Raw genomic sequence first — 14,514 nt, 5'->3', positions numbered from 1 at the left:
CGCGTAGAACCTTGTCATGCATAAGCCACTGCGTATCGCGGCGATCGCCGCAGCGTGTGCCGTCACCGGCGCCGCTCTCTACGGCGCCGGTGCCGCCACGGCCGGCCAGTCCACGGCCAACTCCACCCACGAGCCCTACAACATCGGGCTCCTGGTGAAGGACATCGACACCTATTACGGCACCACGGCCGACGCCAACGGCGTGTACCAGGCGTCCCCGGACAGCCCGTACGCCGATGACCTCGCGCGCATCGACGCCGCTGCCCGCAAGTACATCGACCAGGCGGCCCGCAAGGCCCACCACCGCGACGAGAAGCCCGCGGTCGTCTTCGACATCGACGACACGCTGCTGCTCAGCCTGGACTACGAGAAGCGGTACAACTACACGTACAACTCGACCACTTGGGCCGACTACGTGAACAAGGCGGACCGTCCGGGTGTCTTCGGCAGCGCCGAGCTGGTCCAGTACGCCGAGTCCAAGGGCGTCGAGGTCTTCTACAACTCCGGTCTGAGCGAGGCGCAGCGCACCGCCGCCGTCGCCAACCTGAAGAAGATCGGCGCCGATGTGAACCTCGACGCCGACCACATGTTCCTCAAGGACAAGGCGAACCCGCCGGCCTACCTGAGCGCCTGCGCCACCCCGGGCACCTGGAACTGCACCACCGTGCAGTACAAGTCCGGCACCCGCAAGCACATCGAGGACGACCTCGGGTACGAGATCGTCGCCAACTTCGGCGACCAGTACTCGGACCTCGACGGCGGATACGCCGACCGCACCTACAAGCTGCCGAACCCGACGTACTTCGTCAGCTAGGCTTGTCGGTCCGTACCGGCCTGATCGACTCCAGGGTCGGCACGACCGGCTGAAGGGTACCGTCCGCGGCGAACCACAGCCGGTCGACGGTCGTCTCCCGGTGCATGCCGTCACCGCCGGGTGTGCCCGGCCCGTTCAGGGCGAACCGGTGGTAGACGATGTACCAGTCGTCGGTGCCGGGCACGTTCACCACGGAGTGGTGGCCGGTGCCGAGGACGCCGTACTCGGGACGCTTGGACAGGATCGTCCCCTGCTTGGTCCACGGGCCGAGCGGGGACGGTCCCGTCGCGTAGGCGACGTGGTAGTTCTCGCTGCGGGTGTCGTCCTCGGACCACATGAAGTAGTACGTGCCCTTCCGCTTGATGACGAAGGACCCCTCACGGAAGCCGTCCGGGGTGATGTCCTTCACCTTCGCGGGGTCGTACGAGGTCATGTCCTCGTTCAGCGGTACGACGTACCCGTGCCCGTTGCCCCAGTAGAGGTACGAGGTCCCGTCGTCGTCCGTGAAGACCGCCGGGTCGATCATCTGGCCCGGCAGCGAACCGCCCTTCGCCACCAGGGGTTTGCCCAGCGCGTCCTTGAAGGGCCCGGCGGGGGAGTCCGCCACCGCCACGCCGATCTGCTGCTCGGCGCAGAAGTAGAAGTAGTACTTGCCGTCCCGCTCGGCGACGGCCGGCGCCCACGCGTACTTGTCCGCCCAGGAGACGTCCGGGCCGAGGTCGAGGACGACCCCGTGGTCCTTCCAGTGGACCAGGTCCGGTGACGAGTACGCCTTGAAACTCGTGCTGCCCCAGCCCTGGTTGCCGTCCGTCGTCGGGTAGATCCAGTACCGGCCGTCGAGATAGTGCACGTCCGGGTCGGCGTTGAGGCCGGGCAGGATCGGGCTGCGGGTGCGGACGGCCTCGACGGTCCAGGTACGGGTGGTGCCGTCGGCGGCGGTCACGGTGTACGTCTGCGGTGTGCGGAAGTCGCGGTGCGTACCGGACCTGGGGCTGACGCTCGCGCCCTCGCCCACGGCGAGCCTCGGCGCGAGGCGGGACAGGTCGGCGGCCGGCTGCATCGGCAGCACGACCTTCGAGGAGGCCTCGGTGACGACGGCGTACCCCTTCTGGTCCTTGGCCGTCGCGTCCACGACCGAGGTCGGGGTCGCCGGATACGCGGCCAGCAGCCGGTCGTACTCCTGCTGCGTCACCGGAAGTACCGTGCCGTGTCGGGGACTTGCGGGCAGCTGGTAGTTCGTGGACGGCGTCCACGTGCCGGAGTCGAGGTCGGTGGTCTCGAAGGGGACGTAACCTCGGCCGCCGTACTCGTCGATGAACAGATACCACTTCTTCTCGGTGTTGGACCTGAAGACCGTCGGCCCCTCGCCGCGGTCGATCGCGCCGCTGCCGATGCAGTCCGAGACGAGGTCGTACGTGGTGGAGGTCAGGCTCGTCGACTTCTCGCCGGTGATGAACTTCGAGCACGGCGAGCTGGAGGACGGGTCGCGCTCGTCCTTGGTGTAGCGGTAGTAGGTGTCCTTGTACTTCACGACCGTCGAGTCGATGACCGAGTAACCCGGGTCGTCCCAGACCTTCGGCTCGCTGAAGGTGCGGAAGTCCTTCGTCGTCGCGTACAGCATCTTGTTGTACGTCGATCCGGTGTGCTCGGGATCGTCGTCGGCGTACAGCTTCGACGCCCAGAAGACGACGTACTCGCCGAGGGAGTCGTCCCAATAGGCCTCCGGCGCCCAGGTGTTGCCCGCGTTGTCCGGCGCGACCTTCACCAGGCGCTGGTCGGTCCAGTGGACCAGGTCGGTGGACTCCCAGATCATGATGGACTTGCTGCCGTGCCGCTGGACGTAGTCCCAACTGCCGCTGCTGCCGTTGTACATGCGCAGGTCGGTGGCGATGAGATAGAACTTGTCGCCCTTCGGGGAGCGGATCACGAACGGGTCCCGCAGGCCCTTCTCGCCGGTCGTCGAGGTCAGGACCGGCTTGCCCTGGTTCAACTCCCGCCAGTGCAGCGGGTCGTTGCCGCGGCTGAGGGCGTAGCGGATCTGCTCGCCGTCGGCGGTGCCCTCGCCGGTGAAGTAGGCGAAGAGATAACCGGCGTACCGGGGATGGTTCACGGGCGGGGCTCCTGAGGGGGCGGTGGCTGCGGTGCCGGGTGGCGCGGTGAACAGGGCGAGCAGGAGGGCTAGGCAGGCGACGAGCACGGCTCTCGGGCGCATGGGCAGTCCTGTCGGAGTGTGGGGGTTTCTGTTGGGGGGTGCGCGCGCCTTCGGAGTGTCACCAGTGGGAAACAGCACGTCAACCGGTAGGCGGGGGATGGGGCGGGGCGAAAGTTTCGGGGGTTTTCGAAGGGGCGCGGCAACCTTTCCCGCCATGGCGGCGACTCGACGGCGTAGGCAATCCCCTAGGAAAGGAACGGCCAGTGCGACTCAGCACCGGACGCCACCGTCGGACGCGCACGCTCTCGATCGCCGCCGCGGTGGCCGTCTCCGCCGGGGCGGGCGGCGTCTGGCTCGGCCTGTCGAACGGCGGCGCCCAGGCCGCGACGACGACCGTCACCGTGTCCACCACCGCCCAGCTGGAGTCGGCCGTGCAGAACGCCGCCGCGGGCACCCTCATCCAGGTGCGCGCCGGCACGTACTATCCGACGACCACCCTCAAGTCCACGGCCAGCGGCACGAGTTCGAGCCGGATCACGCTCCAGGCGTACGGTAGCGAGAAGGTGAAGATCGACGGCTCCAAGCTGCCCGCCGGCTCCTGGCTCACCGGGATCTACGGCAGCTACTGGACCGTCCAGAACCTCACCTTCCAGAACTCCCCGGCCCAGGGCTTCGTCGTCACCTCCTCCACCGGCGGCGTCTTCAAGAACCTCGTCACCGCGAACAACGGCGACTCCGGCTTCACGCTGCGCGGCGACAACACGGTGAACAACCTCGTCCAGAACCTGGACAGTTACGGCAACTACGACGCGGCCGGGCACGGCCAGAACGCCGACGGCATCGCCATCAAGTTCGGCTCGGGCACGGGCAACAAGGTCACCGGGGCCCGCCTCTACAACAACTCGGACGACGGCCTCGACCTGTGGCAGTTCTCCTCACCGGTCACCATCGAGCACAGCTGGGCCTTCGGCAACGGCAAGAACCGCTGGAACGACTCCGCGTTCGAGGGCAACGGCAACGGGTTCAAGCTGGGCGGCGGAGGCGTCGCGGTCGCGCACGTCGTCAACGACAACGCGGCCTGGGACAACACCCTCAACGGCTTCACCGAGAACTCCAACACCGGCGCGATCGCCCTGAACCGCAACACCGCGTACTCCAACACGGAGGCCGGGTTCTACTTCGCCACGGGCAAGGCGCGGCTCGCGCGCAACCTCGCGGTGAGCAACAAGGGCGGTCTGGACAAGCTGAGTTCGTCGACGGTGTCCGCGGCGAACAACTGGGACAGCGGAGTGAGCACACCGGCCTTCAGCTCGACGGACGCGACGACCGCGTACGGGGCGCGCAAGTCGGACGGATCGCTCCCGGCGACCACGTTCCTCACCACGGGGTCCACGACCATCGGGGCCACCATGAACTGAACCGGGAAACCGAACGCCCCGCCGGTCGTCACCGGCGGGGCGTCTGTCGCCGACGAGGGGGGCTCAGTCGGCGGCTGCTGACCGAGGGGGGCTCAGGTCAGCAGGTCCATGGAGTCGAACGACGTGCCGGCGCTGAGGTAGTCAGCGCCGCCCGAGCCGCTCACGATGTCGATCTTCAGGACGTTGTACTGGGAGGTGTCCGTCTTCCACGCACTACTAGGGACGCTGAAAGTGAAGGTGTGGTTGTTTCCACGGTACGAACCCGTGGTGAGGGAACGCGTTGAGGGCTGTGTGGGCGCTGTGGGAATCGGGGACACCCACTCGTTCACGGTAACCCGCGGGCGGCCGTTGGAGAATGCGTCGGTCACACCCACTCTCAGCGTGTGTGCGGCGGCCGCCTGCGCCCTGGTCAGCTTGAAGTAGACCAGGATCCCGTCGTTGACGTCCTTCCAGATGTACGCGGGGAAGGACGCGGCCTCGCCGCCGCTGCCGATCGTGACGTTGCCGGTCCACTTCGCCGCCCGCCCGTCGGACGGATGCGCGTACGTCATCAGCTCGGCGTTCTTGAACCCCGTCGGCGTGCCGTCCCAGTCGCCGAGCCGCCAGACGGCCGATGCGGTGGACGGGTCACCGGTGATGGCGAGCGTGTGCAGGGACGTCGTACCGCCCGCCGTGACCTTCACCGACTGGGTGTGCACGGCCAGTTCGTTCTTGTAGACGGTCAGCGTGTACGTCCCCGGGAGCATCCCCTTGCAGGAGAAGGCCCCGGTGCCGGCCGCGGCCTTCGCCCAGTACTGCGCGTCCGCGTTCGCGAAACCCACGGTGTACGGGTACTTCGCGTCCATGCCCTTCAGGCCGACGCCCGCCACCTTGCCGCGCCCCGCCCTGCCGACCCAGCCGGTGATGCCGAGGCCGTCCACCCAGCCGGTGTCGAGGTCGGCCTGGAAGAGCGAGGAGGAGGGTGCGCCGCCGTCCGTGAACGAGATGACGTACGGACCCTGGAGGCCGAAGCGTTCCGCCTCCGTCTGGGCCTCGTTGTAGTGCAGGATCTCGTACAGGCCCGCGCCGCCCTCGTTCGAGTGCCGCAGCAGCGAGCGGTAGAAGGGGCCGCCGGAGGCCTTCTCGTGGTTGGAGCGGACCAGCCAGAGGCCGACCGAGCCCGTGGTGAAGCCGACGTAGTCGTAGTCGACGGTCCGCTTGCCCGAGTAGTGCTTGGAGTGGGTCGTGCCGTCCGGGGCCCGCCAGACGTCACCCGCCTCGATGATCTCGTCCTTGGTCGAGTCCCAGGCGTCCGAGCCGGTGTTGGGGAACATGCCGGGCTTGACGCGGACGATGTAGCGGGTCGCGGTGAAGGACGCGTCCGCCTTGTTCGTCCACAGGTAGACGTTGTTCTGGCCGCTGCGGGCCGCGTACCACTGGGTGATCGAGCCGTGCACGACCTTGATCAGGATCGTCGACCCCGACTGCCTCACCGTGACCGTGGAGGCGCCGAGCCCCGACTCGACGTGCGAGTGCTTGCCGCCGTACCCCTCGTACTCCTTGCCCTTGTAGGCCAGGGACGTGATGTCGCCGGTCGACTTGGAGACCTTGAAGACGAGGGCGGAGCCGGTGTTCACGACGTAGTTCGCGCCGTCGTCGCTGTAGCCGAAGCCCGCGGCGGACGCGGAGGCCAGCAGGCCGGTGCCGCCCGCGACGGCGGCACCGGTGGCGGCCACGCCGATCGCGGAGGCCCCCAGCACACGTCTGCGGGTGAGGTGCTTCTTGTGCGTGCTCAAGGGTCGTGCTCCGTGGGGACTCGAGGAACCTTCTGTTTCCTGGTCGCCACCGGCGCGGAAAGAGTTGCCGCGGCTGCGGAACTTTTTTACGAGTCGCCCTCGCCGTCCGTGTGGGCCGCGAAGTCGCCGCCCACCGAGCGCTGCTTGCCGTCCGCCGTCGCCGTGATCGTGTAGCTGTCGTCCTTCGCGTCCCGGCCGCCCCGCGCGTGGTTGTACTGCGCGGCGAACACCCACTCGCCCTTGGCGACCGTGCTGCCCGGCTTGAGCGTCCAGGTATAGACCAGGAAGCCGTCCTGCTCGGCGACCGTGAGGTCGAAGTCCTGCTCCGGCAGCGAGCGCCAGGCGCCGGCGTTGCTGACCCCGCCGGTCTGCGCGATCTTCAACTGCACGGTGAGCGCGGTGAGTTGCGAGCTCGTCTTCAGGGTGAGGTTGCTCTGCGCCCAGAAGTCGTTGCTGTGCGGGTCCACCGAGCCGTCCGACCACAGCGGGCCGTCGCTCTCGCCGCCTGCCGACGGCAGCACGGAGACGGAGGCCGAGGGGCGGGCGGTGGGCGAACTGCTCGCCTTGGCGGTCTCCGGCGCCCGGCTCGGCTTCGGGTTGACCGGCGGGACGGGCGCGCGGCTCGTCGCGTCCGGCGACGGCGTGGGCGTCGGCGAGGTCTCCACGGTCTGCTGCTGCGGGTGGGCGTCGTCCTTGACGGCCGACGCCACCGCGTAGCCGCCGACCGCGAGCATGCCCGCGACCGCGGCCGTGGCACCGACCACGCGCGCCCAGCCCCACACCGGCGGTCGGGTCGCCCGGTGGTCGCGGCGGTCCTGCCCGGCCATGCCCCGCTCGACGCGGGCCAGGATCCTGGCCCGGTCCGGCTCGTGCGCCTCGGCCGCCTCGTGCAGCCGGGCGCGCAGCTCGTCGTGCACGTCCTGCTGCCTCATCGGTCCCGTCCTCCGGTCTCGCCGCCGCGCGCCATCGCCGCGTGCACCCTCTGTGGGACGCCCTGGGAGCCCAGCAGCTTCTGCAGCTCCGCCATCCCCTTGGACGTCTGGGACTTAACCGTACCCACGGAAACACCCAGGGCGAGAGCGGTGTCCTTCTCCGACAGGTCGAACGCGTGCCGAAGCACCACACACGCCCTTTTCCGGAACGGCAGCCGGCGCAGCGCCTCCTGGACGTCGACCACACCCGCGATGTCGGGATTCTCGGTCTTCTCCTCGCGCTGCGACCAGAACAACGAGATCCGCCGGCGCTCACGCACCGCGCTGCGGATGCGGGTGCGGGCCAGGTTGGCGACCACACCACGGGCGTACGCGACCGGGTGGTCCGCGGCGCGCACCCGGTCCCAGCGGTGCCACAGTGCCAGCAGCGCGTCCGCCGCCAGGTCGTCGGCGGCGTCCGCCTCACCGGTCAACAGGTGGGCGAGCCGGGACAGTTCGGCGTAGTGCCGCTCGAAGAAGGCATGGAACTCCACGGAGGCTGCGTCGTCGACGACAGTGCCCACGGGCGACCTTCCTGTGCGTGTCATGTGTATGACATGTGATCATCCGGAGGTGGTCCGGGCGAGATCCGGAAGCGTAGCAGTGATCGACTCGATGGTTCGTACGCGCTGTCGAACGCAGTCTGACGGGTCGACTCCGATTCCGTAACACGGGGAAAACCTGAAACGCGTTCAACGCGGGAACAATCCAGCCAGCATCCGCACACGATCAATCAGGCACCTAGGAGCACCCGCCATGTCCGAGACGAAGAGGGCGACCGCCGGCCCAAGTGCCGCGCCGCCAGGGGTGAACGGCGTCGACCGGTTCTTCAGGATCTCCGAACGGGGATCCACCGTCGGCCGGGAGATACGCGGCGGCTTCGCCACGTTCTTCACGATGGCCTACATCCTTGTCCTGAATCCCATCATCCTGGGCAGCGCGAAGGACAAGTTCGGGCACACCCTCGACACCGGCCAACTCGTCACCGCCACCGCCCTGGTGGCCTGTGTGATGACGATCATCATGGGCGTCGGCGGCAACCTCCCGCTCGCCATCGCCGCCGGCCTCGGTCTGAACGCCGTCGTCGCCTTCCAGCTGGCGCCGCTGATGAGCTGGGCCGACGCGATGGGGCTCGTCGTCCTCGAGGGCATCCTGATCTGCGTCCTGGTCGTCACCGGGCTGCGGAAAGCGATCATGGACGCGATTCCGCAGCAGCTCAAGCAGGCCATCGGCGTCGGCATCGGGCTGTTCATCGCCTTCATCGGCTTCGTCGACGCGGGGTTCGTCAGCCGGATCCCGGACGCCGCGCAGACCACCGTGCCCGTGCAGCTGGGCGCGGTCGGCCGGCTCACCGGCTGGCCCGTCCTCGTGTTCTGTCTCGGCGTGCTGCTCACCATCGCGCTGCTCGCGCGCAAGGTGAAGGGCGCGATCCTGATCAGCATCGTCACCATGACGATCGTCGCGATCATCATCGACGCGGTCGCCGACATCAAGAGCTGGGGCCTGACCACCCCGCACGTGCCCGACAAGATCGTCTCCACGCCCGACTTCGGACTGGTCGGTCACTTCAGCCTGTTCGGCGGCTTCGCGAAGGCCGGCATCCTCACCGCCGTACTGCTCGTCTTCACGCTGATCCTGTCCGACTTCTTCGATGCCATGGGCACGATCGTCGGCATCAGCGCGGAGGCCGGGCTGCTCGACGAGCAGGGTCAGGTGCCGGGGATCGGGCGCGTGCTGTTCATCGACGGCGCGGCGGCGGTCGCGGGCGGACTCGGGTCGGCCTCCTCCAACACCGCGTACATCGAATCGGCGGCGGGCGTCGGCGAAGGCGCCCGCACCGGCTTCGCGAACCTGATCACCGGCGGCCTCTTCGGCCTCGCGCTCTTCCTGACACCGATCCTGACGATCGTCCCGCTCCAGGCCGCCGCGCCCGCCCTGATCGCGGTCGGGTTCCTGATGATGACCCACGTCAAGCACATCGACTGGGACCGGTACGAGATCGCCATCCCGGCGTTCCTGACCATCGCCGCGATGCCGTTCACGTACTCGATCACGGACGGCATCGGCGCGGGCTTCCTGGCCTACGTCGTCATCAAGGCGGTCCTGGGCAAGGCGAAGGAGGTGCACTGGCTGCTGTGGGGCGTGTCCGCCCTGTTCCTGGTGTACTTCGCGATCGACCCGGTGGAGCAGATCCTCGGCGTGAAGTAGGCGACCGGACAGTTCCTGGTTAGTTCTTGAGCGCCGCCTCCATCATGGCCTTGGCCACGGGGGCGGCCAGTCCGTTGCCGCTCACCTCCGAGCGGGCCGCGTTCGACTGTTCGACCACCACCGCCACGGCGACCTCCTTGTCGCCGGCCTTGGCGTAGGACGTGAACCAGGCGTACGGCGTCTGGCTGTTGTTCTCGCCGTGCTGGGCCGTACCCGTCTTGCCGCCCACCGTCGCGCCCGATATCCGCGCGTTCGTACCGGTGCCCTGCTCGACGACCGTCTGCATCGCCGACTGGAGCTGCTCCGCGGTCGAGGAGCTGACGATCTCCTTCGTGCTCGCGCTGTCGTCGTAGTTCTTCAGCACGTCACCGCCGCTGTCGGTGATCTGCGAGACCATGTGCGGCGAGACCAGCTTGCCGCCGTTGGCGATAGCGGCGGACACCATGGCCATCTGGAGCGGCGTCGCCGTGACGTCGTACTGGCCGATGCCCGTCAGGGCCGTCGACGACTTGTTCATGTCCTTGGGGTAGACGCTGGTGTAGGCCCGCACCGGCACGTCCTGCTCGGTGTCGTTGAAGCCGAACTTCTCGGCCATCGCCCGCACCTTGTCCTGGCCGAGGTCGACGGCCATCTTCGCGAAGACGGTGTTGCACGAGTACTGCAGCGCGACGCGGATCGAGGCGTTCTCGCAGGGCGCGGACTTGCTCTCGTTGCTCAGCGGCGTGACCGTGCCCGGCAGCGTGTAGGGGTCCGGGCTGTCCGTCTTCTCGTCCACCGACGAGTACAGCCCGTCCTCCAGCGCGGCCGCTGCCACGACCAGCTTGAACGTCGACCCCGGCGGCAGCGGCTGCCGCAGCGCGCGGTTGGTGAGCGGCTTGTCCGGGTCGGCGTTGAGCTTCTTCCAGGCGGTACCGGCCGTGTTGGCGTCGGTCAGCGACGAGGGGTCGTACGACGGTGTCGACACCACGCCCAGGATCCTGCCGGTCTTGGGGTCGATCGCGACGGCCGCGCCCTTCTTGTCGCCGAGCGCGTCATAGGCGGCCTTCTGCACGTCCGGGTCGATCGTCGTGACCACGTTGCCCGGATCGGCGCGCTTGTCGGTGATCGTGTCCATGACCGTCTTCAGGCTGCTGTCCGTGCCGTTGAGCAGGTCCTGGTAGATGCCCTCCAGCTGCGTCGGCGCGTACGCCTGCGAGGCGTAGCCCGTCACCGCCGCGTACAGCTTGCCGTCCTTGTACGTGCGCTTGTACGCGAGGTCGCCGCCGCTGGTGCGCGCCGAGCCGGTGATCGACTCCCCGGCCACGATGATGTTCCCGAGCGGCTCCGCGTACGTCTCGATCGCGTTGCGCCGGTTGTCCTTGTCGTCCGCTAGGGCCTTGCCGTCGTAGAACTGCACCCATGTCGCCCTGACCAGCAGCGCGAACACGAGCAGCAGCACGAAGACGGAGGTCCGCCTGATCGTCTTGTTCATCCCGCTGGGAAGACGAGCGGTGCGGTCCGGATCGTTCCCGTCCGACCTGATTTCTCATCGGGTGTTCATGGAAGTCAGAGGGTCATGAAGGGTGAGTGCTCGGCGAGCAGGAGCCTGCGAAGCGACAGGCCGATGCGTGACAGGACACGGCGGCGCGGTGATACGGGCGCGGACATGACTCCCCCGGAAGCGGTAAGGTACGCCAAGGCGCGTACCTCTATGAAGGTACGCGCGTGTGCGTACCTTGTCGAGGGAGTCGGCATGACAGAAGGCGAGTTGGCGCATCCACGCGCCGAGGAACTCGAAGTGGGGCCCGTCCTCCTGGCGCTGGCCGACCCGAACCGGCGCCGCGTCGTGGCCGAACTGGCCGAGCGCCCCGACGAGGAGCGGCTGTGCGCCTCCTTCGACCTGCCGGTGAGCAAGTCCAGCCGCACCCGGCACTGGCGCGTGCTGCGCGAGGCGGGCCTGGTGTACCAGCGCGACGCCGGCAACGGGCTGTACATGCGCCTGCGCAAGGAGGACCTGGACCACAGATTCCCGGGCCTGATCGAGGCGGTCGTGGCCGCGGGCTAGAGCCTGTCCGGCGGATCATGCCGGTGTCGCGGGGGCTGGCCTTCGGCCGGGAGGTGCCCCACCGCGTCGGCGCCGTCCTCCGCCTTGCAGCCCCCGCTCACGTGCGCTGACAAACCACCGCTGCTCGGTGCCGGCCCGATCCGCCGGACACTCCCTAGCCGTCCTCGGCCTTCAGTGTCAGCACCACCTCGTCGATCTCCGCGCCCCGCGCGTTCGCGAACCCGGTCGCCGTGGCCGTGATCCGGAAGCCGCACTTCTCCAGGACCCGCCGGGAGGCGGTGTTGTCGGCGGCGGCGCGCGCGTACATCGGGCGCTCCGGCACCTCCGCCAGCAGCCCCCGCAGCGCGGCCGTGGCCACGCCCCGCCCCCAGTACGCCCGGTCCACCCAGTAGGTGACCTCGCGCTCGCCCGGCTCCCCGTACACCGCCGCGCTGCCCACCACGTCACCGTCCGCCAGGATCGTGCGCAGTACGGCCTCGGAGGCCCGGATCCGTTTCCAGTGGGCCTCGAAGGCGTCCCGGTCGGCCGGGTCCTTCGCGGTGAAGGCGGCCATGTGCAGGGCCTCGGGATCGTTCATCTGCCGGAAGAAGACGGGCAGATCGCTGTCGTGCACTTCGCGGAGTACGACGTCCATGGGACCCGACCCTATGAGTCAGAGCCTCCGGGTCGCCAGGGTGAGGCGGTCGCGCGCGTCGAACAGGGCGTCCTTCACCATCTGCTCGTGGGCCGGGGTGAGCCGGGCCACCGGCACCGAGCAGCTGATCGCGTCGCGGGCCGGGGTGCGGTACGGGATCGCCACGCCGAAGCAGCGCAGCCCCAGCGTGTTCTCCTCGCGGTCGACGGCGAAGCCCTGCTCGCGGACCTGGTGCAGCTCCTCGATCAGCTTCTCGCGGTCGGTGATCGTGTTCTCGGTCAGGGCCGGCAGCGTCTCCGGGAGCATCTTGCGGACCTGCTCGTCCGAGTACGTGCTCAGCAGCGCCTTGCCGAGGGAGGTCGAGTGGGCCGGGAGGCGGCGGCCGACCCGGGTGAAGGGGCGCAGGTAGTGCTGCGACTGGCGGGTGGCCAGGTAGACCACGTTCGTGCCGTCCAGACGCGCGAGGTGGATGGTCTCCGTGGTGTCGTCCGAGAGTCGGTCCAGGGTGGGCCGGGCCGCCGCGACCACCTCGTCGCCGTCGATGTACGAGGTGCCGACCAGCAGGGCCCGCACTCCGATGCCGTACCGCGTGCCCGTCGCGTCCGTCTCCACCCAGCCCAGCTCGACCAGCGTGCGCAGCAGCATGTAGAGGCTGGACTTGGGATAGCCGACGGCCTCCTGGACCGAGGCGAGCGAGTGCATACCGGGGCGGCCGGCGAAGTACTCCAGCAATTCCACGGTGCGCACCGCCGACTTGACCTGCGCCCCGCCGCCTGTCTCGACTGCCGACATCGCCCTTGACCCCTTCGTTCGACGAGACACAGAGTTATAGTCTCCGACAGCATATTCATCATCAGAGACAGCGTTCAGTATATCGAACGAGCCTGGTGGATGACCCGATACTGCGGCAATGACGAGCGCAAGACATACGTGGAGGGACCCGCGGTGGCAGCAGCACCAGTCTGGAGTGTCGACCCCCGAACCGGGAAGCAGCGGGAACAGGTTGCGGTGGAGGCCACAGCCCAGGAGGTGGACGCCACCGTCCGCGCGGCGCACGCGGCGCGCTCCTCGCTCGCCGACCGCGCCGTCCGCGCCGCCTTCCTGCGCACCGCCGCCGAGCAGCTGGAGGCCGCCAAGGACGGGCTCGTGGAGACCGCCGACGCGGAGACCGCGCTCGGCCCGGTCCGGCTCACCGGCGAACTCGCCCGCACCTGCTACCAGTTGCGCGCCTTCGCGGACATCGTCGACGAGGGCGCCTTCCTCGACGTGATCATCAACCATCCCGACGACACCGCGACCCCGCCCATCCCGGACCTGCGCCGCTACAAGGTGCCGCTCGGCGTCGTCGCCGTCTACTCGGCCTCCAACTTCCCCTTCGCCTTCTCCGTCGCCGGCGGCGACACCGCGAGCGCCCTGGCCGCGGGCTGCCCGGTCGTCGTCAAGGCCCACCCCGACCACCCGGCCCTGTCCGAGTACGTCGCCAAGGTGCTGCGCCGCGCCGCCGCCGCGCACGGCATCCCCGAGGGCGTGGTCGGCCTGGTGCACGGCTTCGAGGCGGGCGTCGAGCTGGTCAAGCACCCGCTGGTCGCCGCGGCCGGCTTCACCGGGTCGGTACGAGGAGGCCGCGCCCTCTTCGACGCGGCCGCCGCGCGCCCGGTCCCGATCCCCTTCCACGGCGAGCTGGGCTCCCTCAACCCCGTGCTCGTCACGGAGGCCGCGGCGGCCGAGCGCGCTGAGGCCATCGGCACCGGCCTGGCCGGGTCCATGACGCTGGGCGTCGGACAGTTCTGCGTGAAGCCCGGTCTGGTGCTCGCGCCGAGCGGCGCGGCCGGCGACCGGCTGGTCAAGTCCCTGACGGACGCGGTCAGCGACACCGACGCGGGCGTACTGCTCGACCACCGCATGCGCGACAACTTCCTCGCCGGCGTCGCCGAGCGCACCGAACTGCCCGACGTCGAGTCGCCGGTGACCCCCGGGGCGGGCGGCGAGCACACGGTGAGCGCGGGCTTCCTGACGGTGGGCGCGGACAAGCTGGCCGAGGAGGGGGCGTACGACCTGCTCCTGGAGGAGTGCTTCGGGCCGGTCACCGTCGTCGCCCGGTACGAGGACGAGGCCCAGGCTCAGGCCGTGCTCTCCCGGCTGCCGGGCAACCTCACGGCGACCGTCCACCTGTCGACGGAGGAGGCGGCCGGCGAGGGCCGCGGCCCCGAGCTGCTGGCCGAACTGACGCCGCTGGCCGGGCGCGTGCTGGTCAACGGCTGGCCGACCGGCGTCGCGGTGGCCCCGGCCCAGCACCACGGCGGCCCGTACCCGGCGACGACCTCGACCTCCACCTCCGTCGGCGGCACCGCCATCGAGCGGTGGATGCGGCCGGTGACGTACCAGGGCGCCCCCGAGGCGCTGCTGCCGCCCGAGCTGCGCGACGACAACCCGCTCGGCCTCCCGCGCCGATTCAACGGCCGCCTGGAACGGTGACCACCGGCACCTGACACACTCCC

Annotated in this window: 12 protein-coding genes; 5 read left to right on the top strand and 7 right to left on the bottom strand. The window is 69.2% G+C overall.

What is annotated here, in order from left to right; genetic code table 11:
- The first annotated feature begins 16 nt into the window (after positions 1-16).
- Complete coding sequence (locus MQP27_RS39370) at positions 17-814, top strand: HAD family acid phosphatase (RefSeq protein WP_242774441.1); 798 nt, start codon at positions 17-19, stop codon at positions 812-814.
- Here the strand turns inward: MQP27_RS39370 and MQP27_RS39365 are convergent.
- Positions 807-3,026, bottom strand: a complete 2,220-nt coding sequence (locus MQP27_RS39365) for a glycoside hydrolase family 43 protein (protein ID WP_242774438.1) — start codon at positions 3,024-3,026, stop codon at positions 807-809. The two genes, MQP27_RS39370 and MQP27_RS39365, sit on opposite strands and share 8 nt — an antisense overlap.
- Before the next feature lie 203 nt (positions 3,027-3,229).
- Between MQP27_RS39365 and MQP27_RS39360 the strand changes: the two genes are divergently transcribed.
- Entirely contained in the window at positions 3,230-4,384 is a 1,155-nt protein-coding gene (locus MQP27_RS39360) for a right-handed parallel beta-helix repeat-containing protein (protein WP_242774434.1), read from the top strand.
- A gap of 92 nt (positions 4,385-4,476) precedes the next feature.
- On the opposite strand, the gene MQP27_RS39355 is transcribed toward MQP27_RS39360, so the two are convergent.
- From MQP27_RS39355 to MQP27_RS39345, 3 genes are all read right to left on the bottom strand, one after another.
- Positions 4,477-6,159 carry a rhamnogalacturonan lyase B N-terminal domain-containing protein gene (locus tag MQP27_RS39355; protein ID WP_242774432.1) on the bottom strand — a complete coding sequence of 561 codons (1,683 nt, stop codon included), beginning with the start codon at positions 6,157-6,159 and terminating at the stop codon, positions 4,477-4,479.
- 86 nt (positions 6,160-6,245) lie between these two features.
- Complete coding sequence (locus MQP27_RS39350) at positions 6,246-7,091, bottom strand: hypothetical protein (RefSeq protein WP_242774430.1); 846 nt, start codon at positions 7,089-7,091, stop codon at positions 6,246-6,248.
- Complete coding sequence (locus MQP27_RS39345) at positions 7,088-7,654, bottom strand: SigE family RNA polymerase sigma factor (RefSeq protein WP_242774428.1); 567 nt, start codon at positions 7,652-7,654, stop codon at positions 7,088-7,090. Before MQP27_RS39345 ends, MQP27_RS39350 begins: the two co-directional genes overlap by 4 nt.
- A 232-nt stretch (positions 7,655-7,886) precedes the next feature.
- Between MQP27_RS39345 and MQP27_RS39340 the strand changes: the two genes are divergently transcribed.
- Positions 7,887-9,338 carry an NCS2 family permease gene (locus MQP27_RS39340; protein WP_242774426.1) on the top strand — a complete coding sequence of 484 codons (1,452 nt, stop codon included), beginning with the start codon at positions 7,887-7,889 and terminating at the stop codon, positions 9,336-9,338.
- Between the two features lie 19 nt (positions 9,339-9,357).
- Here the strand turns inward: MQP27_RS39340 and MQP27_RS39335 are convergent, their stop codons facing one another.
- Positions 9,358-10,809 (bottom strand): peptidoglycan D,D-transpeptidase FtsI family protein, encoded by a 1,452-nt coding sequence (locus MQP27_RS39335; protein WP_242774424.1) that lies wholly within the window; start codon positions 10,807-10,809, stop codon positions 9,358-9,360.
- 261 nt (positions 10,810-11,070) lie between these two features.
- On the opposite strand from MQP27_RS39335, the gene MQP27_RS39330 reads away from it, so the two are divergent.
- Positions 11,071-11,382, top strand: a complete 312-nt coding sequence (locus MQP27_RS39330; RefSeq protein ID WP_242774422.1) for an ArsR/SmtB family transcription factor — start codon at positions 11,071-11,073, stop codon at positions 11,380-11,382.
- A gap of 154 nt (positions 11,383-11,536) precedes the next feature.
- Here the strand turns inward: MQP27_RS39330 and MQP27_RS39325 are convergent, their stop codons facing one another.
- Both MQP27_RS39325 and MQP27_RS39320 read right to left on the bottom strand, forming a co-directional pair.
- The gene (locus MQP27_RS39325; RefSeq protein ID WP_242774419.1) at positions 11,537-12,016 is read right to left on the bottom strand and encodes a GNAT family N-acetyltransferase; all 480 of its coding nucleotides are present in this window, start codon (positions 12,014-12,016) and stop codon (positions 11,537-11,539) included.
- Between the two features lie 18 nt (positions 12,017-12,034).
- Positions 12,035-12,808, bottom strand: a complete 774-nt coding sequence (locus MQP27_RS39320) for an IclR family transcriptional regulator (protein ID WP_242774417.1) — start codon at positions 12,806-12,808, stop codon at positions 12,035-12,037.
- 153 nt (positions 12,809-12,961) lie between these two features.
- Here MQP27_RS39320 and MQP27_RS39315 point away from each other — a divergent pair, with 153 nt between their 5' ends.
- A complete protein-coding gene (locus MQP27_RS39315; protein WP_308290080.1) occupies positions 12,962-14,491 on the top strand; it encodes an aldehyde dehydrogenase (NADP(+)) in 1,530 nt (509 codons plus the stop codon).
- The last annotated feature ends 23 nt before the right edge of the window (positions 14,492-14,514 follow it).

It is taken from the genome of Streptomyces cylindrosporus (assembly GCF_022698165.1).
GTDB lineage: Bacteria > Actinomycetota > Actinomycetes > Streptomycetales > Streptomycetaceae > Streptomyces > Streptomyces cylindrosporus.
The sequence above is the reverse complement of the archived record's forward strand: the minus strand, read 5'-3'. Positions and strand labels throughout refer to the sequence as shown.